We start from the raw sequence: 24,788 nt of genomic DNA on the forward strand, positions 1-24,788 counted from the left end.
ACGACATCGCCTCCAACCTGCTCCGTCCGCTGCGGTGTTGCAGGTCACCGGGGGCCCGGGTGACATCGTTGAAGCGAGCGTATGAGCGCAGGCCTGTCCCCCGGGTCCCGAGTGAGCGCAAAACCGTTCCCCGCCCTGCAAGTTACCCTCGATAGAGTGAATTTGAGCATGTTCGATTGACATATGTCTTCGAATTGCGACGGAGCGTTCCTGCGACTGGCGTGGTCGGACTACGACAGGGCCTGCCAGGCCTTGGACAGGGCCTGGCGGAACTGCTCGGTCTGGTGCGCCGTGAGCTCCCTCACCATCCGCTCCTCCAGCTCCCGCACCGGCCCCGCGCACTGCCCGAGCAGCTCCCGCCCGGCGTCGGTGAGTAGGATCAGCAGCTCGCGCCGGCTCTGCGGATTGCGCTCCCGGCGCACCAGTCCGCGGTTCTCCAGGGACCGTACGAGGTCGGCGATGGACTGCGCGGTGACGAAGGAGTCGCGCGCCAGCTGCGCGGCCGACAGGCCGTCGTGCCGCTCCAGGACGGTGAGCGCGGTGTACTGGAGCGCGGTGATCCCGGACGGCCGGACCAGCTCGTCCAGGTGTGAGCGCACCACCAGCTCCACCTGCTTGACCATGTAGAGCAGGGACGGGGATGTCTTCGTAGCCTGGGAGTCGAGCATGAGTTCAGCCTAGAGCATTGACAGGAAACCTGTCTGTAATGAAACTGCGAACCAACAGGAATCCTGTTGGTTGAAATCTTGGCGATGAGGCTGAGGAGTGGTGATGACCACCTTCGAGATCGAACCCGGACGGCTGTTCATCGGGGGCCAGTGGCGCGATGCCGCCGACGGAGCGCGTACCGAGGTGGTCGACCCGTCCCGGGGCGCGGTCGTCACCACCGTCGCGGAGGCGGGCGCCGCCGACGTGGACGCGGCCGTGCGCGCGGCACGGGAGGCCTTCGACGGCGGTGCCTGGTCCGGGCTGAGCGGCCGGGAGCGCGGCCGGATCCTGCACCGGGTCGCCGCGCTGATCCGGGAGAACGCGGACGAGCTGGCCCGGCTGGAGAGCCTGGACGTCGGCAAGCCCATCTCGCTGTGCCACGCCGTGGACATCACCAACGCGGCCAACGACTACGAGCACTTCGCCGCGCTCGCGTACTCGCTGGACGGCGCGATCCGCGACACCCCCATGAACGCCCTCGCGTACACCAAGCGCGAGGCGATCGGCGTCGTCGCCGCGATCACGCCCTTCAACTTCCCGCTGATCCTTGCCGGTTCGAAGATCGGGCCCGCGCTCGCGGCCGGCAACACCGTCGTGCACAAGCCGGCCGACGAGACCCCGCTGAGCGCCCTGTACATGGCCCGGCTGTTCAAGGAGGCGGGCGTCCCGGACGGCGTCGTCAACGTCGTCACCGGCAGCGGCCCGGTGACCGGCGAGGCGCTGCTGCGCCACCGGGACATCGACAAGGTCGCCTTCACCGGCTCCACCGCGATCGGCCGCCACGTCGCGAGCACCGCCGGGGAGGCCCTCAAGCCCGTCACCATGGAGCTGGGCGGCAACGCGGCGCACATCGTCTTCGAGGACGCCGACCTGGAGAAGGCCGTCGGCGCGATCATCAAGGCCTTCGTCTTCAACACCGGCCAGTTCTGTATGGGCGGACCGCGCCTGCTCGTCGCCCGTTCGGTCCACGCCACCCTGCTCGGCATCCTCGGCGACGCCGTCCCCGGCGTCCCGGTCGGCGACCCGCGCAACCCCGAGACCGTCGTCGGCCCGATGGCGGGGGAGAAGCACCTCAAGAAGGTCGAGGAGTACGTCGACCTCGCCCGCAAGGAGGGCGGCCGCATCGTCTGCGGCGGCGAGCGCCTCGACCTCGACGGCGGCTACTACTACCGGCCGACGGTGATCGCCGACCTCTCGAACGACTCCCGAGTCGTCCAGGAGGAGATCTTCGGCCCCGTCCTCACCGTGCAGCCCTTCGACACCGAGGACGAGGCGGTCGAGCTCGCCAACTCCACGCCGTACGGCCTGGCTTCGGGCATCCAGACGCAGAACCTCGCCCGTGCCCACCGCATCGCCGACCGCCTCCAGGCGGGCATCGTCTGGATCAACGACTGGGCCATGCTCGACCCCGCGGTGCCCTTCGGCGGCGTCAAGGACTCCGGCTTCGGCCGCGAGTACGGCCCCGAGGCCCTGGCCGCCTACACCAAGGTCAAGTCCGTCGTCGTCTCGCTCGACTGATCCCGGCTGAACGCGCAAGAAAACCAAGGGAGTTCGTACGATGTCCATCTCCACCCGTGCCGCTGTGGTCGAGTCCGGCGGCGCACCCTTCACCTTCTCCGCGGTCGAACTCGACGAGCCGGGACCCCACGAGGCACTGGTGCGGATGGCGGCGGCCGGCCTGTGCCACACCGACCTCTCCGTCGCAAGCGGCGGCCTGCCCTTCCCGCTGCCCGGAGTCCTGGGGCACGAGGGAGCCGGCGTCGTCGAGGCCGTGGGCTCGGCCGTCGCCGGCATCGCGCCCGGCGACCACGTCGTGCTGTCGTTCGCCTCGTGCGGCGACTGCCGCAACTGCAACGGCGGCCACCCCGCCTACTGCGCGACCTGGCTGCCGCTGAACCTCATCGGCGGCCGCCGTGCCGACGGCAGCAGCACCATCAGCCGGGACGGGGAGCCCCTCGGCGGGCACTTCTTCGGCCAGTCCTCGTTCGCCGAGCGGGCGTTGGTGGACGAGCGCAGCCTGGTCAAGGTCGACGCGGACGTGCCGCTGGAGTCGATCGCGCCGCTGGGCTGCGGTGTGCTCACCGGAGTGGGCGCCGTCTGGAACGTGCTGAAGCCGGTGACCGGCAGCACGATCGTCGTCCTCGGCGCCGGCGCGGTGGGCCTGTCCGCAGTGATGGCCGCCGCCCTCACCCCCGCGACCCGGATCGTCGCCGTCGACAAGGTGGATGAACGCCTCTCCCTGGCCAAGGAGTTGGGTGCCACCCACACCGTCAACGTCGGCGAGGCCGACCTCGCCGAGTCCCTCGCGGAGATCACCGGCGGCCAGGGCGCCGACGGTGCCGTGGAGACCACGGGCAGCGTCGCCGTCCTGCGCCAGGGCGTCGACGCGCTCGCCGCCCGCGGCACCCTCGTCGTCGTAGGGGCTCCGCCGTTCGGCACCGAAGTCGCCCTGGACGTCAACGGGTTGCTCGGCGGCAAGCAGATCGTCGGCCTCACCCTGGGCGACGCCGAGACGCAGTCCTTCATCCCGTCCCTGGTCCGGCTGGTGAAGGAGGGACGGCTCCCGCTGCACCGCCTGATCAGCACGTATCCGTTCGCGGACATCGACCAGGCGGTGCGGGACATGGGCGCGGGCAAGGCGATCAAGCCCGTGCTCACGTTCTGACGGACCGTCAGTCCATCAGCAGGACCAGCTTCCCCGTGGTCCGGCCGGTGTCGCCGAGCCTGTGTGCCTCGGCGGCATCGGCCAGCGGGAAGGTGCCGGCGATCGCGGGGCGCAGCTTCCCCGCCTCCACCAGCTCCGCGATCGCCGTCATGCCGGAGTGCGAGGCGTCCACGAGCATCCGTAGCGACCGGACACCCAGCCGCTCGGCCTCCTCGTGGAACTCGTTGCCGCCGATCGGCAGGATCGACACCACGAGCCCGCCCGGTCGCAGCACCCGCAGCGACTGCGCGGACGTCTCGCCGCCGATCGTGTCCAGCACGACGTCGACGTCCTTGACGGCCTCGGTGAAGTCCGTCTCCCGGTAGTCGATCGCCTCGTCGACGCCGATCCCGCGCAGGAACTCGTGCTTGCCCGCGCTCGCCGTGCCGATCACGTAGGCGCCCCGCGCCTTGGCGATCTGCACGGCCACATGACCGACCCCGCCCGCGGCGGCATGGATCAGCACCCGCTGCCCCGGTCGCACGTCGGCGTACTCCACCAGCGCCTGCCAGGCGGTCAGGGAGACCAGCGGCAGCGCGCCCGCCTCCGTGTGGTCGATCGCGGCCGGCTTGTGCGCGAACCAGCGCGCCGGGGCGCTCACGTACTCGGCGTGCGAGCCGTGGCCCCACGGGTAGGACAGCATGCCGAAGACCTCGTCGCCGGCCTTGAAGCGGGCGACGCCGATGCCGACCGCCTCCACCACGCCGGAGACGTCCCAGCCCAGGACGAAGGGCGGTTCGCCCAGGAAACCGCCGGTCGCGCGGTGCTTCCAGTCGGTCGGGTTGACGCCGGCCGCGCGGACCCGGACCAGTACCTCGTTCGTCCGCGGAGCAGGGCGCTCCAGCTCTACCGGCTTCAGGACCTCGGGACCGCCGAGGACGTCCTGACTGATGGCTCGCATCGTGTTCACAGTGCTCATGGTCACCCAGCCTGCCGGGGGTCACCCGGCAAGGAAATGGCATGATTGCCAATCTCCGATAGGATCGTGCCATGCGTGATGAACAGCGGGTGGAACGAGTGGTCGTGCTGGCCCTCGACGGCGTCTACCCCTTCGAGCTCGGAATCCCCAGCCGGATCTTCGGCGCGGCCGACGGCCGGTACGAGGTGCTGACCTGCACGGTCGACGGTCAACCGGTGCACACCGACGCGGACTTCACGATCGGCGTCGAGCACGGCCCCGAGATCCTGGCCACGGCCGACACCGTGGTGGTCGTTTCCATGTCGATCCCGCACATCCCCACCGAGCTTCCCGCCGAAGTCGCCGCCGCGCTGGCCACGATCCGCCCGGACGCGCGGATCGTCTCCATCTGCACGGCCGCCTTCGTCCTCGCCGCGGCAGGGCTGCTGGACGGCTGCAGGGCCACCACGCACTGGTGCGTCGCCGACCTGTTCCGTCGCAGGTACCCGCAGGTCGACCTCGACCCCGACGTCCTCTTCGTCCAGGACGGCCGCATCCTCACCTCGGCCGGCGCCGCGTCCGGTGTCGACGTCTGCCTGCACATCGTGCGCACCGACCACGGCAGCGAGCTGGCCAACGCGGTCGCCCGCCGCTGTGTCGTACCGCCCTTCCGGGACGGCGGCCAGGCCCAGTACATCGAGCAGCCGGTCCCGGACAGCGGCGCCGCGGACACGGCCGCCACGCGCGCGTGGGCCCTGGAGCGCCTGGACGAGAACCTCACGCTGGCCGACCTCGCCGGCCACGCCCGGATGAGCCTGCGCACCTTCGCCCGCCGCTTCAACGACGAGGTGGGCCTCAGCCCCGGCCGCTGGATCGTCCAGCAGCGCGTCACCCGCGCCCGGCACCTGCTGGAGTCCAGCGACCTGTCCGTCGACCAGATCGCCGGCCACGTCGGCTTCGCCACCGGCGCTTCCCTGCGCCAGCACCTGCACGCGGCGATCGGCGTCTCGCCACAGGCGTACCGCCGTACCTTCCGGGCGGCCGCCACCCAGCCGTGAACGTTCCGCACCGCCCTCGCGTCGGAGGACCGTAGGACGGCGAGCGGAACAAGGGGTGGGGGATGCGCGGAGGACTCGTGGCCACGACCGTGCTGGTCGCGTCGGCGGCGGTGGCGTGCGGCGGTGCGAAGGCCCAGGACCTGGTGGTCCCCGGGACGGCTCCGGCCGTGCCGTACAGCGGGCCCCTGCACGTGCCCGCGAGCCGGGCCCTGGAGTGCGACGGGGAGATCTACTCGGGCGGCCGCAGCGACCCGTGGAGCAAGGGCGACGGAGGTGCCACGCCGGAAGAGGGCCTCAAGGTGTACTTCGACATCGAGCAGCCCGACGTCCCGCGCCACGGCTACCGCGTCGAACGCGCGGAGGCGGACCGCGTCCTGTACTCCTTCGACGTGAACGGCCGCACCAAGGTCGCCGTCGTCGTCGCCAAGGACCAGAAGAACAGGCCCGGTTGGGGACCGGAGACCAGCGCCTCCTGCGACCCGTCCGAACTCCCGGCGAGCTTCACCGACAAGCAGTGGTACGAGATCTGGACCGACCGGCACGGGAAACGGGTACCGATCACCAAGGTGAACAGCAACGTGGGCCCGGAACACTGCGACTGGCAGAAGGCGCACTTCCTGTCGCTGGGGGAGGGGAGGAAGGCCAGGCTCTACGCCCGCGACCCCGAAGGCGTGCTCCCCGCGGGCATGCTCACCTCCCCGTACGACGGCAAGGCCCGCATGCCCGCCGGCGCCCACGACACCGGATATCGCTACCACGGTTGGCAGTTGTGGCTGACGGACAGCCCATCGAAGGCCTACGTCCGCACCTCCGACGGCGTGGAGGCCTGGCCGCTGGTGAAGGACGGCACGGGCTGCGCGTGAACCGTCACCTGCTGGCGTGCAGGGCGACCAGCAACTGCCACACCTCGTCGGCGATTCGAGCCGCGTCGCCCTCCAGCATGCCGTGCAGCCAGTCGGCCATTACGCCCGCGAAGGTCGCGGCCACCGCGGAGGCGACCAGCGGGGCGTCCGCCGCGCCGGCGCGGGTGCGCTCGCGCAGGCTGTAGGCCCGCAGGTCCCGGTGCAGCACGCGGCCCAGCGGTCCGCCGCCGCCCGGGGTCAGCAGCTCCCGGTACAGGCCCGCGTGCGGTGCGAGGGAGTCGAAGAACCCGGCGAGCGCGGGCGGCGCGTGCACCGGGTCCGGCCGGCCCGTCCAGGAGTGCAGGGCCTCCACGGCCTCGCGTACGACGTCCGCGCAGGCGTCGACCGCCAGCGCCTCCAGGCCGTCGTAGTGGACGTAGAACGTGGCCCGGCCGACCCCCGCCCGGCGCACCAGCGCGGCCACGCCGACCTCGGCCAGCGGGCGCTCGGCGCACTCCGCGAGCAGGGCCCCGCGCAGCCGCTCCCGGGTGCGCGCGGCCCGCGGGTCCTCCGGGGCGGGGCGGGTCACCGGGCGGCGAGGACGGCGGCCAGGGCGAGCGCGCCGGGCAGGGCCTGCGCGAAGAGGATGCGTCGGTTGGCCGTCGCGGCGCCGTAGACGCCCGCGATCACGACGCAGGACAGGAAGAACACCTGGGCGCGGAAGCCGGTCGGGTCCGCCGCGATCAGTCCCCAGACCAGGCCGGCCGCGAGGAACCCGTTGTAGAGCCCCTGGTTGGCGGCCATCGGCGCGGTCGCCTTAGCCATCTCCCGGTCGAACCCGTGCAGCGCCCGTCCGGGCTTCTTCTGCCACAGGAACATCTCCAACACCAGGATGTAGGCGTGCAGGACGGCCACCAGACCGACCAGCACCTGGGCCAGCGTCTCCATACCGAGCTCCATTTCTTGGACAGGTGTCCACTATAGCTGGACACCTGTCCAAGAAACAGACCGTGACGGAACCCTCACTTCCGCAGGGTGTTCACGGTTGATCCTTTCGGGTTCAAACCCGATAAGCTCCCGTTCGGCGCTGCGAGTTGACGCGATTGCGTTCGGTCATCTTGTGGTGCGCACACATCAGTGCGAACCCCCCTGAACACCCCCCCGTTCGATCGTGTTGCTTCGAAGGATGCAGATGGAACTCGCCACTCCGCCGCCGGCGGCGCGGGCCCCTGTCGCCTGGTACAGCTGGTGGTTGATGCCGCTGGCCTTAGGAGGCGGAACGGTTGCCGCAACGTTCATGAGCTCGGAGCGAATACTCGCCGGCATCGCCGGAGTCGCGGCGACCGCCGCCAGTGCCGTCTGTGTACGGCTGCTGATCCGCACCCGCTCCCAACTGGCCCGCTCCGAGGGCTCCTTCCGCAGCTCGCAGGCCGAGCACTCCCTGCAGTGGCAGCAGCATGTCGCGGGCCTGGAGCGGAAGTTCAACGCCGAGCGCGCCTCGCTGGAGGCCCAGCTCACCGAGCACTCGGGCGGCTACGAGGCCCGGCTCGCCGAGCAGAGCTCGTCCTACGAGGCCCAACTGGGTGAGCAGGCCCGGGCCTTCGAGGAGCGAATCACCGAGCAGGTGAAGTCGTACGAGGCCCAGCTCGCCGACCAGGCCGAGGTCTGGCAGGAGCAGCTCACGCACCAGCAGGCCGCCGTCGCGCGGCTGGCCGACGAGCAACTCCCCGAGGCGCTCGTGCAGTTGCGCGCCGGTGACGCCATCGACGACCTCCTGCCGACCAGCCAGTGCGCCAAGGTCGGCGCCGACCTCCAGGCCGAGCTGCGCAAGGTGCTGCGTACCGCGCTGATGGGCGTCGAGGAGGAGTTCAACCGCTCGACCTCCGCGGAACAGGCCGTCATCAGCATCGGCAACCGTATCCACGTGCTGACCAGCAAGCTCCGCGGTCGCCTGCACGAGATGCAGGGCGAGCACGGCCGGCTGCCGGCCGTCGCCCGCGGTCTGATGGAGCTCGACCAGGAACTCGGCCCCGCCGACTCGCTCGCCGCGAGCATCGGTGTGCTCGGCGGTTCGGACCGCCCGGGACGCCAGTGGCAGGAGCCGCAGCGACTGCTCAGCGTGGTGCGCGGCGGTGTCGGCCGGATCAAGGACTTCCACCGCGTCGAGATCCGCCATCTGCCCGAACTCGGCGTGGACGGCGGCCTGGTGGACCACCTCACGCTGATCTTCGCCCAGCTGCTGGACAACGCGGCCCGCTACTCGCCGCCCAGCGAGCCGGTGCTGGTCTCCGGCAAGGAGGTGCCCAACGGCGTCGGCATCGAGATCCAGGACTCCGGCAAGGGCCTGAGCGAGGAGAAGAAGCGCGAGGCCGAGGAAGCCCTCACCGGCACCGCGGGCGGACCGGGCATCGGCGGCATCTCCGAGGACGCCAACATCGGTCTGCGCGTCGTCGGCGCACTTGCCCGCCGCTACGGCATCCGCGTCACCTTCGCGGACTCGCCCTGGCTCGGTACGTCGGTGGTGGTCGTGGTCCCGCACAAGTACTTCAGCCCGCTGCCCGGGCCTGCCGCGACCGGCACCGCGGCCGCATCGGTCGCCGCCGCGCCGGTCGCCGCCGCGGCGGCCGCCCCGGTGCGCACCGAGGTGGCCCCGGAACCGGTGGCCGTGCCCGACGGGGAGACGGTGGACACGACGCCCGGCGGACTGCCACGGCGTCGCAGCAAGCGGAGCGAGGGCGATGACACGGTGCGGCACCAGCCGGCCGAGCGTGCCGAACGGACCGAGGAGACCACGGTCTCCGCCGTCCCGCCGGACGCGTCGTTCGCCGGCCTGGCAGCCTTCGCCACCGCCGGCCGCGAGTTCGGCGAGGAGTCCACCACATCGGAGGACGCGGTGCCCCATGGCCGTGAGTCCGCCGAGCACCGCACTGAAGAGAGCGACTAGTCCACATGACGCAACAGGGAACCGACGTGAGCTGGGCGCTCCGCGATCTGGTGGAGTCCATCCCGGAGATCCGCTTCGCCCTGGTGGCCTCCAGCGACGGCAAGGCCATCACCTCCTTCGGAGCCGAGGACCCCGACGACGTCGACCGGTTCGCCGCCGTCGTCGCGGGTCTGCAGGCCCTGGCCCAGCCGGTCGCCGAGCAGTTCCCCAAGTACGCGGGGCAGCTGCGACTGGCGATGATCGAGGTCGACGGCGGCCACCTCTTCGTCGTACGCGCCGGTGTGGAGACGTATCTCGGTGTCCTCGCCCGGGAGGGACTGGACCAGGGACTGCTCGGTCACCAGATGAGGGACCTGGCTCGCAGGATGGGTGAGCTCCTCGGCACCACTCCGCGCCTGGAGGAGCACTCTGGATGAGTGCTCCTCGCCGGCCCACGGACCCGTCCGGTCTCGAGCGGTACTACGTCCTCACGGGGGGACGCAGTGGACCGGGCGGTTCGGCGTCGAGCCTCGACGTGGCGACGCTCATCATCGCCGTGGCCTCTCCCGTACCGGGCATGCAGCACGAGCACGAGGACATCCTCCGGCGCTGCCGCGACCCGTTGTCGGTGGCCGAACTCGGCGCCCACCTCGGACTGCCCTTCAACATTCTCGCGGTGCTGCTGGCGGATCTGCTCGAGGCAGGCCGCGTCAAAGCCCGTGACCCGATCCCCGTGCACGGCGCCGGTCGCGGGCCCGACCTCGCGCTCCTTGAGGAGGTACTCAGTGGACTTGAACGGCTTTGACCATCCCGGCCGGCCGGCCGCCGGGGGCACCCGCTCGGTGAAGGTGATGATCGCCGGCGGCTTCGGCACCGGAAAGACCACCATGGTCCGCTCGGTCAGCGACATCAAGCCGCTGACCACCGAGGAGACCCTCACCCAGGCCAGCGCCGCCGACGACCACCTCATCGGCGTCGCCGACAAGACGGAGACCACCGTCAGCCTGGACTTCGGCAAGATCAGCCTCAACGAGAGCCTGATGCTGTACCTGTTCGGCACCCCCGGACAGGAGCGGTTCTGGTTCCTGTGGAACGGCCTGTTCAAGGGCGCGCTCGGCGCGGTGGTCCTGGTCGACACCCGGCGGCTGGCCTCCAGCTTCCGGGCGATCGAGGAGATGGAGCGGCAGAACGTCCCGTTCGTCGTCGCCCTGAACGTCTTCCCCGACTCCAAGGACTACCCCGTCGAGGAGATACGGGACGCGCTGGACATCCCCGAGCACATCCCGGTCGTGGCCTGCGACGCCCGCGACCGGGCCTCCAGTCGTGACGTGCTCGTCGCGCTGATCCACCACCTGAAGGACCGCTCCGCCGTCGCACTGGAGACCCGATGAACGAGCAGCCCTTAAACGGTCCCGACGTGCCCCGCGGGTGCCCCGTCGCACACGGCGGGGCGGATTTCACGCGGTTGTACGGCCCGGAAGCGGCCACCGACCCTCAGGGCATCTACGAGCGACTGCGCAAGGAGCACGGCTCGGTCGCACCGGTGCTGCTGGAGGGTGACGTCCCGGCCTGGCTGGTGCTGGGCTACCGGGACAGCCGGCGGGTGCTCGACAACCCCAGCCAGTTCCCGCGGGACTCGCGGACCTGGCGGGACTGGCAGGAGGGACGGATCGCGGAGACGTCCGCGCTGGTTCCGATGCTCGCCTGGCGTCCCGACTGCGTGTCCCAGGACGGCGAGCCGCACCGCAGGCTGCGCGGCGCCGTCAACGACGTGCTGCAGGCCGCCGTCGGCCGAGGCATCCGGCGCCATGCCACGCACTTCGCCAACAAGCAGATCGACCGGTTCGCGGCCGTCGGCCGCGCCGAGCTGGTGGCGGACTACGCCGACTTCGTGCCGATGCTCGTGATGAGCCGCGTTCTCGGGCTCGCCGAGGTGGAGGGGCGTCGGCTGGTCGAGTCGTGCGGTCAGCTGCTCAAGGGCGGCGAGGACGCCGTGGAGCACGACGGCATCATCAGGGAGATCCTCGGCAAACTCGTCGAGCACAGACGGGCCGAACCCAGCTCGGACCTCGCCACCGACCTCCTGGACCATCACGCGGCTCTGGACCACGACGAGGTCGTCGATCATCTGCGCATGGTGATGATCGCCGCGGCCGTCACGACCAACCTGCTGGCCCGGGTGCTGCGGCTGGTCCTGACCGACGCGTCCCGGCTCTCCGGGCTGATCGGCGGTCAGCTGAACATCTCGGCGGTGATGGGGGAGGCCATGTGGAACTCTCCGCCGCTGTCCGTCCTGCCGGGGCGCTTCGCCGCCGGCGACATCGAACTGGGCGGGCACCGCATCGAGGGGGGCGACCTGCTCGTGCTCGGTCTCGCCCCGGGCAATTTCGACCCCGAGGCCCGGCCCGACGCGGGTGCCTCGGTGGAGGGCAACCAGGCGCACCTGGCGTTCGGCTCGGGCCCTCATGAGTGCCCCGGGCAGAGCATGGGACAGTCCATGATCGAGATCGCGGTGGACGTCCTGCTGCACCGGCTGCCGGGCCTTCGGCTGGCCGTGCCGGCGGATGAGCTCACGTCGACCGCCTCCACCTGGGAGTCCCGGCTCGACAGCCTGCCGGTCGAGTTCTCCGTCTGACACCACCGCTGCCCGGCCGGACCCCCGGCCGGGCAGCGCCGTCTCCTCGGCCGGAACAGGCCGCAGACGTCAGCCGTCGAGCCAGTCGCCCGTGACGCTCGTGGGACGGTGTCCCGTGGCGTTCCAGAGGAAGTGCGGGTGGGCGCAGCCGAACATGTAGGCGAGCAGCGCGGTGTCCTCCGTCCCGGTCCGCCCGTCGTACAGCGTGTAGAACTGTTCGGATCCGACCGCCCCGGCGTCCTGCTGGATCTGACGGGCGCGGTCCGGGGACGGTGATGCGCTGGATGCCTCCACGCCGGCGATGTAGGTGCGGCGCAGGATCTCCCAAGTGCTCTCGGGGTTGCCGTACCAGGGGCCGTGCAGTGCCTCGAAGGCATGGAGTTCGGTGTCGAAGAGGGGCCAGGCACGGGGGTGTTCGGCCCGGCAGCGTGCGGACAGCTCGGCGGTCCGGGGGCTCAGTGCCGGTACGGTCGCCCGCGGGGCGATGGTGAGGGTGGTGCCGCCGGTGAGGATGCCGGAGCACGGGTCGGGCTGGAGGTCGCAGAGCGGGCATCCGTCGGCCGGGGGGAGGCCGTCGGTGATGCCGTCGAACCACAGGGCGTGCCGGCCCGTCAGCCCCATCCAGACGATGGTGCTGGTCATCAGCCAGGTGTTCCACATGGTGTGATGCGCCTCGGGCGTGCACCCGTACTTGACGAAGGCGATGGCACTGGCCGCGTAGAGCGCCTTGGTGTGGGTGGGTATGTCGGCGAGCCAGAAGTTGCTGATCTCGCCGGTGAGGGCGTCGACCCGGACATCGGTCATGTCGTCGATGACACGGCACAGCAGCAGGGAGGCGAGGTGTTCCTCCTGCCAGAGCTCGGTGTCGGGTGATACGTGCCAGAACAGACAGTCCAGCATCTGCAGGAGTGAGTAGGTGCTCTGGCCGAGCGGGTTGGCCTGGGGGAGCGTGACGCTGCCCGAGTGGTGCTGCTGGAGCCAGTACTCGTCGGCGGCTCGCTTGTGGGCCGCGTAGAGTCCGGCGACCAGGGCCCGTGCGCTGTTGGTGCTGAAGCTCTCGGCCAGGCGGCCCTCGACGTGCTGGGTGACGCCGGCGGTGTCGATGGTCTCGATCACGCGTTTGTATTCGTGGAAGACCAGGATGTCGTCCTCGAAGCGGTGGCGGAGGCCGAGGTCCAGTTGAACGTCGTTCAGGTGCCGGGCCCAGGACCATCCACTGGTCAGGACGCTGTCGAATTCCTGGCGGTACGGCCAGGCCTTGACGGTGAGCGGACGACCGGCGCTCTGCCGCCAGCGGTAGTCGTCCAGCGTGCGTGCGGGGGGCGTGGGCAGCCGACGGCACAGGGGGCAGGTGCAGGCGGTCTGCTGTTCCTCCTCGTGCGGCAGGGCGAGTGCCCGGCTCCGCCAGGCCCCCTCCAGCATCGTGCAGGTCAGTCGGCAGATCTCGATATCGGTGCCGATCTGCGGGAACGCTGCTTCGATCAGGCGCAGGCTGGTGTCGAGGCGCCTGAGCCTTGCCTGGCCCTCCTCATCGGGCGGGAGGAACGCGGGGCGTGCCAGATGGAGGGCTCCCTGCACGGGCAACGTGGTGCTGTAGGCGGGGGATCCGAGTGCGGCCAGCCGCTGCTGAGCTGCGCTCAGGTTCCGTCGGTGCTGCTCCGTGCTCCCGTTGACGTGTTGCGCCATCAGACGGGCCAGGGCGTTTCCCGCCTCCGTGGGCTGGAGCTCGGCGCCCGGCTGTGCCGGGAGCAGGCTGTCGGCGGACGTCTTCGGAACGGCACCATCGACTGGAGATTTCACAGCGGTTTCCCATCAGGTTGTGGTCATGACAACGGACGGACTCGATTGACTCGATTTACGCGAGGGGCGCCCGGATCGCCGCCTCGACCGTGTTGGTCACGCCTGATGGGGTGTCGGAGGGGAGGTTCGTGACGTCCTGAGGCATGCGCTTCCTTTCGGGAGACGGCGAGGCAGAGTCCCCCCGGCTCTGCGAACGGGTGGCCGAAATGGCCACCCGTGCCCTCGAACTGAGCTTCCATGGTCGAAAGTTGAACCGAGAAGCGATACGAGGCTGCCCAGAGCGTAAATGATCTACGCGTGACCTCGCCGTGATGTCCGTTACTGCCTATGCCTCTTGAGCTGCGTACACTGCCTCCCCTCCCACATAGGTCAGCGCCACACCCGTCTCAGCGATCGCCTCGGCCGGCCCGTCGAACGGATCGCGGTCCAGTACGACGAGGTCCGCCAGCGCGCCCACCTTGATCCGGCCGGTGTCGTCGAGGTGGTTCACGTACGCCGATCCGGCCGTGTAGGCGGTCAACGCCTCGGTGAGGGTTATGCGTTCGGCGGGCAGGAAGACCGGGGCGTGATCGGCGCCGGGCTCCAGGCGGTTGACCGCGACATGGATTCCCTGGAGCGGGTCCGGGCTGCTGACCGGCCAGTCACTGCCGGCCGCCAGCGTGGCGCCGGACCGCAGCAGGCTGCCGAACGGGTACTGCCAGGCGGCCCGTTGGGGTCCGAGGAAGGGGATGGTCAGCTCGTCCATCTGCGGTTCGTGCGCGGCCCACAGCGGCTGGATGTTCGCGGTGGCGCCCAACTCGGCGAAGCGCGGCACGTCTTCGGGGTGCACGACCTGAAGGTGCGCAAGATGCGGCCGGGTGTCGTTCGGCCCGTTCGTGGCCCGCGCCGCCCCGATCGCATCCAGTGCGTCGCGTACGGCCCGGTCGCCCAGCGCGTGGAAGTGGCACTGGAAGCCAAGCGCATCCAAGTCCGTTACGTACTTGGGGAGTTGACCTGCGTCGATGAAGCTCTTGCCGCGGTTGGCCGTGGCGCACCCGCACCGGTCCAGATAGGGGTCGAGCAGCGCGGCCGTGCCGTTCTCGGCCACCCCGTCCAGCATCAGCTTGACGCTGGTCGCCCGGAACCGGCCGTGGCTCAACGCCTCCCGTTTCTCGACGAGTTCGGGAATCTGCTCGGCCCCGCGCTCCCGGTCCCACCACAGTGCGCCGACCACCCGCGCGGTGAGCGAGCCGTCCCGGACGGCCGCGAGATAGGCGCCCGACGGGTCGTCCATGCCGAGGAAGTCCCCGACCAGCGCGTCCTGCCAGGCCGTGATGCCGAGCGCGTGCAGATGGCGCTGCGCGTGCAGCAGGGCCGCCAGCCGGTCCGCCGCGGTGGCCGACGGGGTGAGCCGCCCGACGAGCTGCATCGCGCCCTCCTGGAGCGTGCCGCTCGGCTCGCCGGAGGCGTCCCGCTCGATCCGCCCGTCGGCCGGGTCCGGCGTGGAGCGGGTGATCCCGGCCAGTTCCAGGGCCCGGCTGTTGACCCAGGCGCCGTGATGGTCCCGGTTGGGCAGATAGACCGGCCGGTCCGGCACCACCGCGTCCAGCAGCTCCTTCGTGGGCGTACCGCCCTCGAAGGCCTCCATCGACCAGCCGCCGCCGAGGACCCACTCCCGCTCCGGACGGGCGTCGGCGTACGCGCGGACCGCGGCGACCGTCTCCGCCGCCGTCCGCGTCCCGGTCAGGTCGCACTGGCTCAGCTCCAGGCCGGCCGGTATCGGATGGACGTGCGCGTCCTGGAAGCCGGGCAGCAGCAACCGCCCGGCCAGGTCGACCACTTGGGTCCGCGGCCCCGCGAGGTCGAGGACCTCGTCGTGGCCGACGGCGGTGATGCGGTCGCCGGTGACGGCCACGGCGGTCGCGGTGCGGCCCCCGGGGGTGAGGACGGGGCCGCCGGTGAACAGAAGGTCTGCGTGCATGTTCCGTTTCCTAGTGGGGTGTCGGGAGGAGTGCCGGGGCGTCCGCGTCGGTGCCCTGACCCGTGCGGAAGAACGGCGACCTGCGCACCCACCGGGCCCACGCGGCGGCCATGAAGCCGGACGCGATCATCGCCAGGGGAGTGATCAGCAGGAACCAGCCGTTGTCCGCGCGGAGTTCGAGATGGTCGGTGGAGGTGTAGAAGGACCAGCCGAGATAGCCGCCGAGGCCGAGCAGGGCGAGGGCACTCAACGTGGGCAGCACGACGGCCCGTACACCCTCGCGCCAGTCCTCGCGCAGCAGCGAGCGGAAGCGCACGGCCGCCGCCAGCGCCGTGAGCGCGTACGACAGGGCGACCACGATGCCCACGGCGCTCACCGTGGCCATGATCATGTCCGCGAGCCGGGGGATGACCAGGGCGAGTGCGGCTACGGCCACCGCCAGTGCGCCGATGAGCAGCGTCCCGGCGGCCGGAGTGCCGTACCGGGGGCTGACCTTGGACCACACCGGCCCGAGCGTACGGTCCCGGCTCATCGCGAACATCGCCCGGGCCGTCGGGATCACCCCTGCCTGCAGCGAGGCCACGGCCGAGAACATCAGGGCCACCAGCGGCAGCGCGGCCAGCGGCTCGGATGCCAGCCGGTCGCCGAAGTACGCCAGCCCCTCGGCGCCGTGCCCGGCCAACTCGTCCTCCGACAGCACCCGTTGGAAGGCGATCGAGCCCAGCAGGAACAGTCCCAGCATGGTCAGCAGGGTGATGAACCCGGCGCGGGAGGCGTCCCGCGGCTCGCGCACCTCCTCGTTGACGCTGAACGCGGCCTCGAAGCCCCAGTAGCAGAACACCGACAGCAGCATCCCCTGGGCGAGTGCCGAGGCCGACGGGATCGCGAACGGGTCGAACCAGCTCAGGCTGAAGGCGTGCGGGCCGTGGATGATGCCGTATCCGCAGAAGCCGAGCAGCACGATGTACTCGAAGACCAGCAGCCCCGTCTGTAGCCGGGCGGCGGTGCGGATGCCGGTGACGGCGGTGAGGGTGACCCCGATGAGCACGACGATGCCGACGGCGGTGGTCTGCGCGGTGGATCCGGGGTCGAGGGCGAGCCCCGCGAGGCGGTGCAGTCCGGCCTTCCCGGCGAGCTGGATCAGGGCCGAGCCGGTGACCGCGGTCGTGTACGCCAGGAACGCCACCGTCGCGACGATGTTCACCCAGCCGACCATGAAGCCGAGCCACGGGCTGAGCGAACGGCCCACCCACACATAGCCGTTGCCGGCGTTCGGCTCCACCTTGTTGAGCCGGGAGTAGGCGCCCGCGATGCCCAGCACCGGCAGGAACGCGAGCAGCATGATCGCCGGCAGATGGAGGCCGACGACACCGGCCGTGACGCCCAGGCCGATGCCGATGCTGGTGGTCGCGGCCGTGCTGGACGCGGCGATGGCGACGCTGTCGAGGACGCCGAGGGACTTGCGCAGCACGGGCCGGGCCGGAGGGTCTGCGCCGTAGGGCTGGTCGGACATGGGCGGGTCTCCGCTCGCACCAGGGGGCCTGGTCGGCCCCGGTGAACGGACATGAAACTGCCCGGGGACTTAACAGGTCAACAGTGTTGTCGTAAGGTGCGGGCACCGGCGCTCCGGCGCGGACACCGGCCCCAGGGAGGCAGTCCATGAGCGAGCGCGTCGTCCCGCCCGCCGACCGGCGGCGCAGACGCCCCACCAAACAGGGCGTGGTCCTGTCCGAGGAACTGATCGTCGAGACCGCCCTGCGGCTGATCGAGGAGCACGGCGCCGACGCCCTGTCCGTGCGCCGCCTCGGCCGCGCCCTGGGCGCCGACCCCAGCTCGCTCTACCGCTACTTCCGGCACACCGACGACCTGATGCTGGCCATCGCGGACGAGCTCATCGGCCGCACGATGCGCACCTGGCGGGCCACCGGCGACTGGGTCGCCGACCTGCGCGACCTCGGCCTGCGCATGCACGCCGGCGCCCTCGCGCATCCCCGGGCGGCGGTCCTCAGCTCCTACCGGGTGACCGGGCGGGCGTACGAGATCCAGGCCGTCGAGACCATCCTCGGGGTACTGCGCGGGGCCGGGTTCCGCGACGCCGAGGCGGTGCGCATCTACCACGCCTTCGTCGACCAGGCCCTGGCCTTCGGCGCCCTGGACTCGGCGAGCGTCGCCATGCCGCGGCCGGCCCAGGAGGCGGAGGACGACGTGTGGCGGGCGACCTACGCCCGGCTGCCCGCCGACACCCACCCGCACATCGCCGCGACCGCCCGTCTCCTGGTCGCGGACATGCGGGACAGCTCCTACCCGGCCGCCCTCGACCTCCTGCTGAGCGCGGCTCGGGCCCGACTGGCCGCGGACTGAAACGGCCTGACCTGGCTGTCCGGGAGGTCCATGGACCGGACCGGAGTTCCTCGCGGCCGAGGAGACGGGCGCGACTGCCGACCCTGTGGAGATCAGGGGCGCCGACGGCAGCCGGCCGGCCTGCCGCCGAGCCGGCCGCGTCCCGGGAACTCCCTCCGACCGCGTCACCCCGGCGGCGCTCAAGCAGGGCTGGGACCCCGCGCCGCCGTCAGTCCCGGCCACCCTTGTCGGCGACCGGCCAGACGCCGGTCGAGTGCTCGATCGCCTTCGCGCCGGTGCGGTCGGCCGCGCTGCGCGCCACCGCGAACAGGGCGCCCTGGACCGCGGCCGCGAGCAGGATCTCTCCCCAGCCGCGGTCCCGGTCCAGGGCGTCCGGCGCGTCCTCCTCGTGCCGCAGCGCCAGCCACGTCCGGCGGAAGGCGAGCCCCGCCAGGGCGCCGCTCGCCCAGCCCAGCACGAAGCCGAGGGGCTTGTAGGCGAGGGGGAGCTTCAGCTTCTTCTTCTTGTTCTTGGCCACGTGTGTCTCCTCCGTCGGTCAGGGACGCCCCCGCTCCGGAACCTCCTCGCCCGCGGGCACGGGCCCCGGCGGTGTCCCCTCGCCGAACGGCCGGCCGCCCAGCTCCTCCCGGTGATGGGATTCGAGCCGGCCGGACAGGTCCGGGCCCAGGGGCACGTTGCGGGTCGGATTGATGCCGGTGTGGACCTGGTGGTAGTGCCGTTTGATGTGGTCGAAGTCGACGGTGTCACCGAAGCCGGGCGTCTGGTAGGGGTCGTGCGCGTACGCCCACAGCGCCGGGCTCTCCGCCTCGGTGATCGTGTCGCCGACGAGATGGCGGGCCGGCGGCGAAACCCGCCCGATACACACCGTTGTTGACGTCCTCGTGGACGTCCGCCAGCACCGTGTCGATCTCCTCGCGCAGCGCCCGCGGATACAGATCGGGGGCGCCGGGCCGCTGATCCTGGATCGGGTCGGCGATCGCCATCGACAGCACGCCCTCCAGGCCGAGCAGCCGCCGGGAGATCACGGCCCGGCTCGCCCACGGACAGGCTCGGCTGACCACCAGCCGGTAACGGTCCGCCGACACCGGTCGGCCGTGCCGGCCGTCCGCGGTGATCCGGTCCGTGAAGTGGCTCTTGGACCGCTTGAGGGGCTTCCTGCCGCACGTGTCGTTGCCCCCGCCGCCCATGACGCCTCCCTGCGATGTGCCCGTTGACTGCCGCGTTCCCCGAATTCCGCCGCGCGCACGGTCTGAGCCGACCCGAGAGGGGCAGTCGGCGAAGGTGAGCGGGACATCCAGGAAGAAGCCCGGCGCGAAGCGGGACCGGCGCACCCGGGTCACCGTGCTGGTGGCGCTCGTCGCGAACTTGGTGATCGCGGTGGCCAAGGCCGTCGGCGGTCTGCTGGCCGGCTCCCCGGCCCTGCTCTCGGAGGCCGCGCACTCGGTCGCGGACAGCCTCAACGAGGTCTTCCTGCTGGCCGCGCTGCGCCGCAGCCGCCGCCCCGCCGACGAACGGCACCCCTTCGGCTACGGCAAGGAACGCTTCTTCTGGTCCCTGCTCGCGGCCGTCGGCATCTTCGTCATGGGCGGCTGCTTCTCCTGCTTCCAGGGCTTCGAGGCCCTGCGCAACGGCGCCGAGGAGCAGCTCAGCGGCTATGTGGCGGGCCTGATCGTGCTCGGCGTCGCCTTCGTCGTCGAGGGTGTCTCACTGTTGCGGGCCCTGCACCAGGTGCACCGGGAGGGCGGCGCGGGCGGCCTGCGCGACCCGGCGCTGCGCACGGTGGTCGCCGAGGACGGCACCGCGGTGATCGGCGTGACGCCGGCCGCCGCCGGCATGGTCCTGCACATGATCACCGGGCAGGTGGCCTGGGAGGCGTCGGCCTCGCTCGCGATCGGCGCGCTGCTCGGCTACGTCGCCTACCGGCCGGATCCGCGACCTGCTCGCGGAGCAGCCCGAGATCGACAGCGTGGAGGCGCTGTTCACCATGAAGACGGGCCTCGACACCGCCCTGGTGGCCGCCCGCGTCCCCGAGGCGGACCAGATCTTCTCCGACATCACCGAGCGGCCGGCCGGGGAGGCACGGGAGAGCCCCGCCGCGACGGGGGAACGCGGCGGGGCCTGACGCACGGCTTCCCGGCGAAAACAGGTTTATGCGCCCGCGCCGGAAGATTTTTCCGGAGACTTCCTACGACGCTCCGACGCGCCGCCGGCTCACTCGCCCCCGTCGGCCGGTTCCAGGACGAAGACCGGAATCTGCCGGTCGGTCTTCTTCTGGTAGTCGGCGTACGGCGGGTAGGCCGCGACGGCACGCTCCCACCACTCGTCCTTCTCCGCGCCGGTGATCTCACGGGCCGTCATGTCCTGCTTCTCCGCCCCGTCCTGGAGCTCCACCCGCGGATCACCCTTGACGTTGTGGTACCAGACCGGGTGGGTGGGCGCGCCGCCCTGCGAGGCCACCACGGCGTAGCGGCCGTCGTGCTCCACCCGCATCAGCGGCGTCTTGCGGATCTTGCCGCTCTTCACGCCACGGGTCGTGAGCACGATGACGGGCATTCCGGTGTCCATCAGGGTCGTCCCCTTGGTGCCGCCGGAGCTCTCGTACAGCTCCACCTGGTCCCGCACCCACTGCGTCGGACTCGGTTCGTACTCGCCCTCAAGAGGCATGGCATCCGTCCCATCGTCGAGTCTTACGGCTCATCGCCACTGTTCCCCAACACCGAACTGGACGCGTTTCATCCGCTCCCCGCAACCCCGTCCGCACGTATCGCGCCAGCTTCACCCGGCACCGGGCGAGGCCGACGACCGATTCCGGCGCGTGAGCGAGCATCCCCGGCCAGATTGGCCGCACCACCGATCTGGCCGAACTTCTCGGTGCCCTTTAGATGCCCCGGGCATCTAATGAAGATCTGCACGACGCTGCCTTCGTCTGCGAGGTCTTCCATGACGGAAACGGAACCCGTCGCCTTCCCCCAGGACCGGACCTGCCCCTACCACCCGCCCACCGCCTACGACCCGCTGCGCGCCGCCCGCCCACTGGCCCGGATCACCCTCTACGACGGCCGTCCCGCCTGGCTGGTGACCGGTCACGGCCTCGCCCGCGAACTGCTCGCCGACCAGCGCCTGTCGACCGACCGGACCCACCCCGACTTCCCGGCACCCACCGAGCGCTTCTCGGCGGTCAAGAACCGGAGGGTCGCGCTGCTCGGCGTCGACGACCCGAAACACCGCACCCAGCGGCGGATGATGGTGCCCAGCTTCACCCTCCGGCGCGCCGTCGACCTGCGCCCCGAGATCCAGCGGATCGTCGACGAACGCATCGACGCGATGCTCGCGCAGGGGCCGCCCGCCGAACTGGTGAACGCCTTCGCGCTGCCCGTCCCCTCGATGGTGATCTGCGCCCTGCTCGGCGTCCCCTACGCCGACCACGACTTCTTCGAGGCACAGTCGCGCCGCCTGCTGCGCGGTCCGGCGGTCGAGGACGTCCAGGACGCGCGCAACCAACTCGACGCGTACTTCGAGGAGTTGATCGACCGCAAGCAGAAGCAGCCGGAACCCGGCGAGGGCGTCCTCGACGAACTCGTCCACCAGCAGCTGCGCGAAGGGGTCCTCGACCGCACGGAGGTCGTCTCCTTCGCGACCATCCTGCTGGTCGCGGGCCACGAGACGACCGCCAACATGATCTCCCTCGGCACCTTCACCCTCCTCCAACACCCGCAGAAACTCGCGGAGTTGCGCGCCGACCCCGAGCTGCTGCCCTCGGCCGTCGAGGAGCTGATGCGCATGCTGTCCATCGCCGACGGCCTGCTGCGCCGGGCCACCGAGGACATCGAAGCGGGCGGTACGACGATCCGGGCGGGCGACGGAGTGGTCTTCTCCACCTCGGTCATCAACCGCGACCAGGACGTCTACGCCGAACCCGACACCATCGACTGGCACCGGCCGACCCGCCACCATGTCGCGTTCGGCTTCGGCATCCACCAGTGCCTCGGCCAGAACCTGGCCCGCGCCGAGATGGAGATCGCCCTGCGCACGCTCTTCCACCGCCTGCCGACGCTGCGCCTGGCCGCTCCGGCCGACGAGATCCCGTTCAAGCCCGGCGACACGATCCAGGGGATGCTGGAACTCCCCGTGACCTGGTAAGAGGCTCGAGGCCATGCACACCGACACGCGTATCGAGATCGACCAGGACGTCTGCATCGGCGCCGGCCAGTGCGCCATGGCGGCCCCGAACGTCTTCACCCAGGACGACGACGGATTCAGCATGCTGCTGCCGGGCCGCGAGGACGGCGGCGGCGACCCGATGGTCCGGGAAGCGGCCCGGGCCTGCCCGGTGAGCGCCATCACGGTGTCGGAGGGGTGAAGGTCAGCAGGCCATGAGCGTCCGGGCCGCCTCGCGCGCCTCGCGGGCCGGCTCGGCGCTCCCGGTGATGCCGGCGGTGACCATGGCGCCCTCGGCCAGCAGGAGCAGCTGCCCGGCCAGCGCGCCGGGCAGCCCCGCATCCGCCACCAGCCCGGCGAGGTAGTCGCGCAACGCCTGCTTGTGCGCCCGCACTTGGGCCACCACGCGGGCCGACGTGGCGCCCAACTCGCCGTACGAGTTTATCCAGGCACAGCCACGGAAGCCGTCCTCGCCGAACCACCCCTCCAGCCACTCGAAGACCGCCAGGATCCGCTCCTCGGGGTCCTGGCGCAGCTCCACGAACTCGGCCAGCCGCCCCCGCCAGCGCACGTCGCGCCGCTCCAGGTACGCCTCGACCAGCTGCTCCTTGGCCGGGAAGAGCTGATAGAGCCGCTTGAGCGAGACCCCCGACGCGCCACGGATGTCGTCCATGCCGACGGACTGGATGCCCCGCCCGTAGAACAGCTCCTCGGCGGCGTCCAGCGCCTGCTCCCGGGCGGCGGCGCTGTCCATGACGGCCATTCCGTACGACCTCTCCTTGACGTGAGAACGAGCGTTCTCCTACGGTAGCAGCCGGATCGGAGAACGCCCGTTCTCCGGTGCTCTCGAGTCGAGGAGAACCCATGGCCGCCGACCGCCCGCCGCTGCCCCCGTTCACCAGGGAGACCGCCGCACAGAAGGTCCAGGCCGCCGAGGACGCCTGGAACACCCGCGACCCGCGGAGGGTCGCGCTCGCCTACTCCGAGGACTCGGTCTGGCGCAACCGGGACACCTTCGTCACCGGCCGCGCCGAGATCGTCGAGTTCCTGACCGCCAAGTGGGCGCGCGAGCACGAGTACGCGCTGCGCAAGGACCTGTGGGCGTTCGACGGCAACCGCATCGCGGTCCGCTTCCAGTACGAGTGCCGGGACGCCGACGGCCGGTGCTGGCGCTCCTACGGCAACGAACTGTGGGAGTTCGACGAGCACGGCCTGATGACCCGGCGCGAGGCCAGCATCAACGACGTACCGATCGAGGAGAAGGAACGCCGGATCCTCGGCCCCCGGCCGGATGCCGAGCGAGGGGCGTCCTTCCCTCTCGCATAGGGTTCCCGGATGATCGAACAGTCCGGGAAGCCCTTCCTCTACGTCGTCGTCTGCGCCGCCGGGATCGCAGCGGACGTCAGCAAGCTGATCACCGCCGCGCAGGAGCGGGACTGGGAGGTCGGGGTGATAGCGACGCCGGTCGCGATGAACGGCTTCTTCGACACGGCCGCCGTGCAGTCGCAGACCGGCCGCCCCATACGCTCGGCCTGGCGCACCCCCGGCGAACCCCGGCCCTTCCCGCCGCCGGACGCGGTCGTGGTCGCGCCCGCCACCTTCAACACCATCAACAAGTGGGCGTACGGGCTGGCCGACACCCTCGCCGTCGCCACCCTCTGCGAGAGCTACGGCCTGGGCGTCCCGGTCGCCGTACTCCCGTGCGTGGCCGACGCGTTGGCCGCCCACCCCGCCTACCGGGACAGTCTGGTACGACTGGCGGGGATGGGCGTGCGGTTCGGCGAGCCGTACTCCGGCGAGCCGGGGGAGGACGGCGTCCGGCCGGAGTTCCGCTGGGGGCGGGCGCTGGACCTGCTCTAGGCGCAGCCCACCGTCGGCCCCGCCAGCATGCCGCCCGTGTACAGCGCCTGCCCCTGCGGCATCCAGTACCCCAGCTTCGACACGACCGTGGAGCACGATCCCTTCACGGTCGCCCGGACGACGACCGTGGCGGGGTGCCCCGGCTGGAGGTCGGTGAGGGCGCAGTCGAGCGCGTGGGTCTGGCGGGCCGTGGCCGGGTAGCGGCCGATCAGCGGGTTGACGCAGCGCGGGTCGGCGGTCGTCAGCGTCGCCCCGGAGCCCTCCTCGGCGATCAGCCCGAACCGCGCGCTGCCGTCGCCCTGTTCGCTGTCGCGGCTGATCCGGTACGTCAGAGTGGTCGCCGACCCGCGCCGCAGGGTGCCGCGGTCGACCTCGATGCGGTGCGTGGCCGGCGCCTTGGGTGCGGTCAGGGTGAGCGTGGCGCGGACGGTGCCGTGCAGGTCCAGGCCGGCCGGCGCCGACCGTACCCGCACGTCGGCCTCGACCTCGTAGGTCCCCGGACCGGGATACTCGCCCGACCCCGGCAGCCGCCCGGAGGCCACCACTGTGCCGTCCCGCCGCGCGGTCCACGTGCCCGAGGTCAGACAGCCGAGCCCGTCGGCCGCCCCGAGCCGTCGGCAGACCGCGGGCGCCGACACGGCCATGACCGGGCTGCCGCTGCCCGCACAGAGGCTGACCGAGGCCTTCTGCCCGTACGATCCACGCAGAACTCCCGCCGGAGCACAAAGAGTTGACGGTCCATCAGTCACCGGCGCCGATGCCGGGGCGGGGCTGCTCCAGGCCGGCGTGATCAGGGCGAGCGGCAGCACCGTCGCCCCCAGCAGGGTCCTCAGCTTCGTCGTCGGCACCGGGTGTTCCTCCCGTACGGGGCGACCGGCCGG

The 24,788-nt window shown here is 71.2% G+C and carries 25 protein-coding genes and 2 pseudogenes; 15 read left to right on the top strand and 12 right to left on the bottom strand.

Annotation, left to right across the window (positions count from 1 at the left end):
• Positions 1–230 precede the first annotated feature (230 nt).
• A complete protein-coding gene (locus ACQEWB_RS46470; protein ID WP_432842442.1) occupies positions 231–668 on the bottom strand; it encodes a MarR family winged helix-turn-helix transcriptional regulator in 438 nt (145 codons plus the stop codon).
• A 103-nt stretch (positions 669–771) separates the two neighbouring features.
• On the opposite strand from ACQEWB_RS46470, the gene ACQEWB_RS46475 reads away from it, so the two are divergent.
• Positions 772–2,226: an aldehyde dehydrogenase family protein gene (locus ACQEWB_RS46475; RefSeq protein WP_432842444.1), complete on the top strand. Its 1,455-nt coding sequence runs from the start codon at positions 772–774 to the stop codon at positions 2,224–2,226.
• A 40-nt stretch (positions 2,227–2,266) separates the two neighbouring features.
• Positions 2,267–3,373: an NAD(P)-dependent alcohol dehydrogenase gene (locus tag ACQEWB_RS46480; protein ID WP_432842446.1), complete on the top strand. Its 1,107-nt coding sequence runs from the start codon at positions 2,267–2,269 to the stop codon at positions 3,371–3,373.
• Between the two features lie 7 nt (positions 3,374–3,380).
• On the opposite strand, the gene ACQEWB_RS46485 is transcribed toward ACQEWB_RS46480, so the two are convergent.
• The gene (locus ACQEWB_RS46485) at positions 3,381–4,331 is read right to left on the bottom strand and encodes an NADP-dependent oxidoreductase (protein ID WP_432842448.1); all 951 of its coding nucleotides are present in this window, start codon (positions 4,329–4,331) and stop codon (positions 3,381–3,383) included.
• Between the two features lie 71 nt (positions 4,332–4,402).
• Between ACQEWB_RS46485 and ACQEWB_RS46490 the strand changes: the two genes are divergently transcribed.
• Together ACQEWB_RS46490 and ACQEWB_RS46495 are read left to right on the top strand one after the other, a co-directional pair.
• A complete protein-coding gene (locus ACQEWB_RS46490) occupies positions 4,403–5,368 on the top strand; it encodes a GlxA family transcriptional regulator (protein ID WP_432842450.1) in 966 nt (321 codons plus the stop codon).
• A 62-nt stretch (positions 5,369–5,430) separates the two neighbouring features.
• Positions 5,431–6,231 (top strand): hypothetical protein, encoded by an 801-nt coding sequence (locus ACQEWB_RS46495; RefSeq protein WP_432842452.1) that lies wholly within the window; start codon positions 5,431–5,433, stop codon positions 6,229–6,231.
• A 4-nt stretch (positions 6,232–6,235) separates the two neighbouring features.
• Here the strand turns inward: ACQEWB_RS46495 and ACQEWB_RS46500 are convergent, their stop codons facing one another.
• Entirely contained in the window at positions 6,236–6,799 is a 564-nt protein-coding gene (locus ACQEWB_RS46500; RefSeq protein WP_432842454.1) for a TetR/AcrR family transcriptional regulator, read from the bottom strand.
• Entirely contained in the window at positions 6,796–7,158 is a 363-nt protein-coding gene (locus ACQEWB_RS46505) for a DUF1304 domain-containing protein (RefSeq protein WP_432842456.1), read from the bottom strand. The genes ACQEWB_RS46500 and ACQEWB_RS46505 overlap by 4 nt, the downstream gene beginning before the upstream one ends.
• Positions 7,159–7,402: 244 nt before the next feature.
• Here ACQEWB_RS46505 and ACQEWB_RS46510 point away from each other — a divergent pair, with 244 nt between their 5' ends.
• From ACQEWB_RS46510 to ACQEWB_RS46530, 5 genes are read left to right on the top strand one after another with little or no spacing between them, the layout of a single operon-like run.
• Positions 7,403–9,154 carry an ATP-binding protein gene (locus tag ACQEWB_RS46510; protein ID WP_432842458.1) on the top strand — a complete coding sequence of 584 codons (1,752 nt, stop codon included), beginning with the start codon at positions 7,403–7,405 and terminating at the stop codon, positions 9,152–9,154.
• 5 nt (positions 9,155–9,159) lie between these two features.
• Entirely contained in the window at positions 9,160–9,570 is a 411-nt protein-coding gene (locus ACQEWB_RS46515; protein ID WP_030043913.1) for a roadblock/LC7 domain-containing protein, read from the top strand.
• Complete coding sequence (locus ACQEWB_RS46520; protein WP_432842461.1) at positions 9,567–9,938, top strand: DUF742 domain-containing protein; 372 nt, start codon at positions 9,567–9,569, stop codon at positions 9,936–9,938. The genes ACQEWB_RS46515 and ACQEWB_RS46520 overlap by 4 nt, the downstream gene beginning before the upstream one ends.
• Positions 9,919–10,524: a GTP-binding protein gene (locus tag ACQEWB_RS46525; RefSeq protein WP_432842463.1), complete on the top strand. Its 606-nt coding sequence runs from the start codon at positions 9,919–9,921 to the stop codon at positions 10,522–10,524. The genes ACQEWB_RS46520 and ACQEWB_RS46525 overlap by 20 nt, the downstream gene beginning before the upstream one ends.
• Entirely contained in the window at positions 10,521–11,768 is a 1,248-nt protein-coding gene (locus ACQEWB_RS46530; RefSeq protein WP_432842465.1) for a cytochrome P450, read from the top strand. Before ACQEWB_RS46525 ends, ACQEWB_RS46530 begins: the two co-directional genes overlap by 4 nt.
• A gap of 69 nt (positions 11,769–11,837) precedes the next feature.
• Here ACQEWB_RS46530 and ACQEWB_RS46535 read toward each other — a convergent pair whose 3' ends face one another.
• From ACQEWB_RS46535 to ACQEWB_RS46545, 3 genes are all read right to left on the bottom strand, one after another.
• A complete protein-coding gene (locus ACQEWB_RS46535; protein WP_432842467.1) occupies positions 11,838–13,568 on the bottom strand; it encodes a hypothetical protein in 1,731 nt (576 codons plus the stop codon).
• A gap of 325 nt (positions 13,569–13,893) precedes the next feature.
• Positions 13,894–15,528, bottom strand: coding sequence for an amidohydrolase (locus ACQEWB_RS46540; RefSeq protein WP_432842469.1), 1,635 nt, complete (start codon positions 15,526–15,528; stop codon positions 13,894–13,896).
• A 10-nt stretch (positions 15,529–15,538) separates the two neighbouring features.
• Complete coding sequence (locus ACQEWB_RS46545) at positions 15,539–17,041, bottom strand: APC family permease (RefSeq protein WP_432842471.1); 1,503 nt, start codon at positions 17,039–17,041, stop codon at positions 15,539–15,541.
• Positions 17,042–17,187: 146 nt separating this feature from the next.
• On the opposite strand from ACQEWB_RS46545, the gene ACQEWB_RS46550 reads away from it, so the two are divergent.
• On the top strand, positions 17,188–17,889 hold the full coding sequence (locus ACQEWB_RS46550) for a TetR/AcrR family transcriptional regulator (RefSeq protein ID WP_432842473.1): 702 nt from the start codon (positions 17,188–17,190) through the stop codon (positions 17,887–17,889).
• 208 nt (positions 17,890–18,097) lie between these two features.
• Here the strand turns inward: ACQEWB_RS46550 and ACQEWB_RS46555 are convergent, their stop codons facing one another.
• Together ACQEWB_RS46555 and ACQEWB_RS46560 are read right to left on the bottom strand one after the other, a co-directional pair.
• Positions 18,098–18,406, bottom strand: coding sequence for a DUF4235 domain-containing protein (locus ACQEWB_RS46555; protein WP_432842475.1), 309 nt, complete (start codon positions 18,404–18,406; stop codon positions 18,098–18,100).
• Between the two features lie 18 nt (positions 18,407–18,424).
• Positions 18,425–19,076: pseudogene (locus tag ACQEWB_RS46560) on the bottom strand (hypothetical protein).
• A 154-nt stretch (positions 19,077–19,230) separates the two neighbouring features.
• Between ACQEWB_RS46560 and ACQEWB_RS46565 the strand changes: the two are divergent.
• Positions 19,231–20,011: pseudogene (locus tag ACQEWB_RS46565) on the top strand (cation diffusion facilitator family transporter).
• Between the two features lie 89 nt (positions 20,012–20,100).
• Here ACQEWB_RS46565 and ACQEWB_RS46570 read toward each other — a convergent pair.
• The gene (locus ACQEWB_RS46570) at positions 20,101–20,553 is read right to left on the bottom strand and encodes a nitroreductase family deazaflavin-dependent oxidoreductase (protein WP_432842477.1); all 453 of its coding nucleotides are present in this window, start codon (positions 20,551–20,553) and stop codon (positions 20,101–20,103) included.
• 276 nt (positions 20,554–20,829) lie between these two features.
• On the opposite strand from ACQEWB_RS46570, the gene ACQEWB_RS46575 reads away from it, so the two are divergent.
• Positions 20,830–22,029 carry a cytochrome P450 gene (locus tag ACQEWB_RS46575; RefSeq protein ID WP_432842479.1) on the top strand — a complete coding sequence of 400 codons (1,200 nt, stop codon included), beginning with the start codon at positions 20,830–20,832 and terminating at the stop codon, positions 22,027–22,029.
• 13 nt (positions 22,030–22,042) lie between these two features.
• Positions 22,043–22,249 (top strand): ferredoxin, encoded by a 207-nt coding sequence (locus ACQEWB_RS46580; protein ID WP_432842481.1) that lies wholly within the window; start codon positions 22,043–22,045, stop codon positions 22,247–22,249.
• A gap of 3 nt (positions 22,250–22,252) precedes the next feature.
• Here the strand turns inward: ACQEWB_RS46580 and ACQEWB_RS46585 are convergent, their stop codons facing one another.
• Entirely contained in the window at positions 22,253–22,801 is a 549-nt protein-coding gene (locus ACQEWB_RS46585) for a TetR/AcrR family transcriptional regulator (RefSeq protein ID WP_432844353.1), read from the bottom strand.
• Positions 22,802–22,911: 110 nt separating this feature from the next.
• Here ACQEWB_RS46585 and ACQEWB_RS46590 point away from each other — a divergent pair, with 110 nt between their 5' ends.
• Both ACQEWB_RS46590 and ACQEWB_RS46595 read left to right on the top strand, forming a co-directional pair.
• Positions 22,912–23,373, top strand: coding sequence for a nuclear transport factor 2 family protein (locus ACQEWB_RS46590; RefSeq protein WP_432842483.1), 462 nt, complete (start codon positions 22,912–22,914; stop codon positions 23,371–23,373).
• A gap of 9 nt (positions 23,374–23,382) precedes the next feature.
• Positions 23,383–23,907 (top strand): flavoprotein, encoded by a 525-nt coding sequence (locus ACQEWB_RS46595; protein WP_432842485.1) that lies wholly within the window; start codon positions 23,383–23,385, stop codon positions 23,905–23,907.
• Here the strand turns inward: ACQEWB_RS46595 and ACQEWB_RS46600 are convergent.
• The gene (locus tag ACQEWB_RS46600; protein WP_432842487.1) at positions 23,904–24,755 is read right to left on the bottom strand and encodes a hypothetical protein; all 852 of its coding nucleotides are present in this window, start codon (positions 24,753–24,755) and stop codon (positions 23,904–23,906) included. The two genes, ACQEWB_RS46595 and ACQEWB_RS46600, sit on opposite strands and share 4 nt — an antisense overlap.
• Positions 24,756–24,788: the final 33 nt, after the last annotated feature.

It is taken from the genome of Streptomyces sp. CA-249302 (assembly GCF_050936785.1).
Taxonomy (GTDB): domain Bacteria; phylum Actinomycetota; class Actinomycetes; order Streptomycetales; family Streptomycetaceae; genus Streptomyces.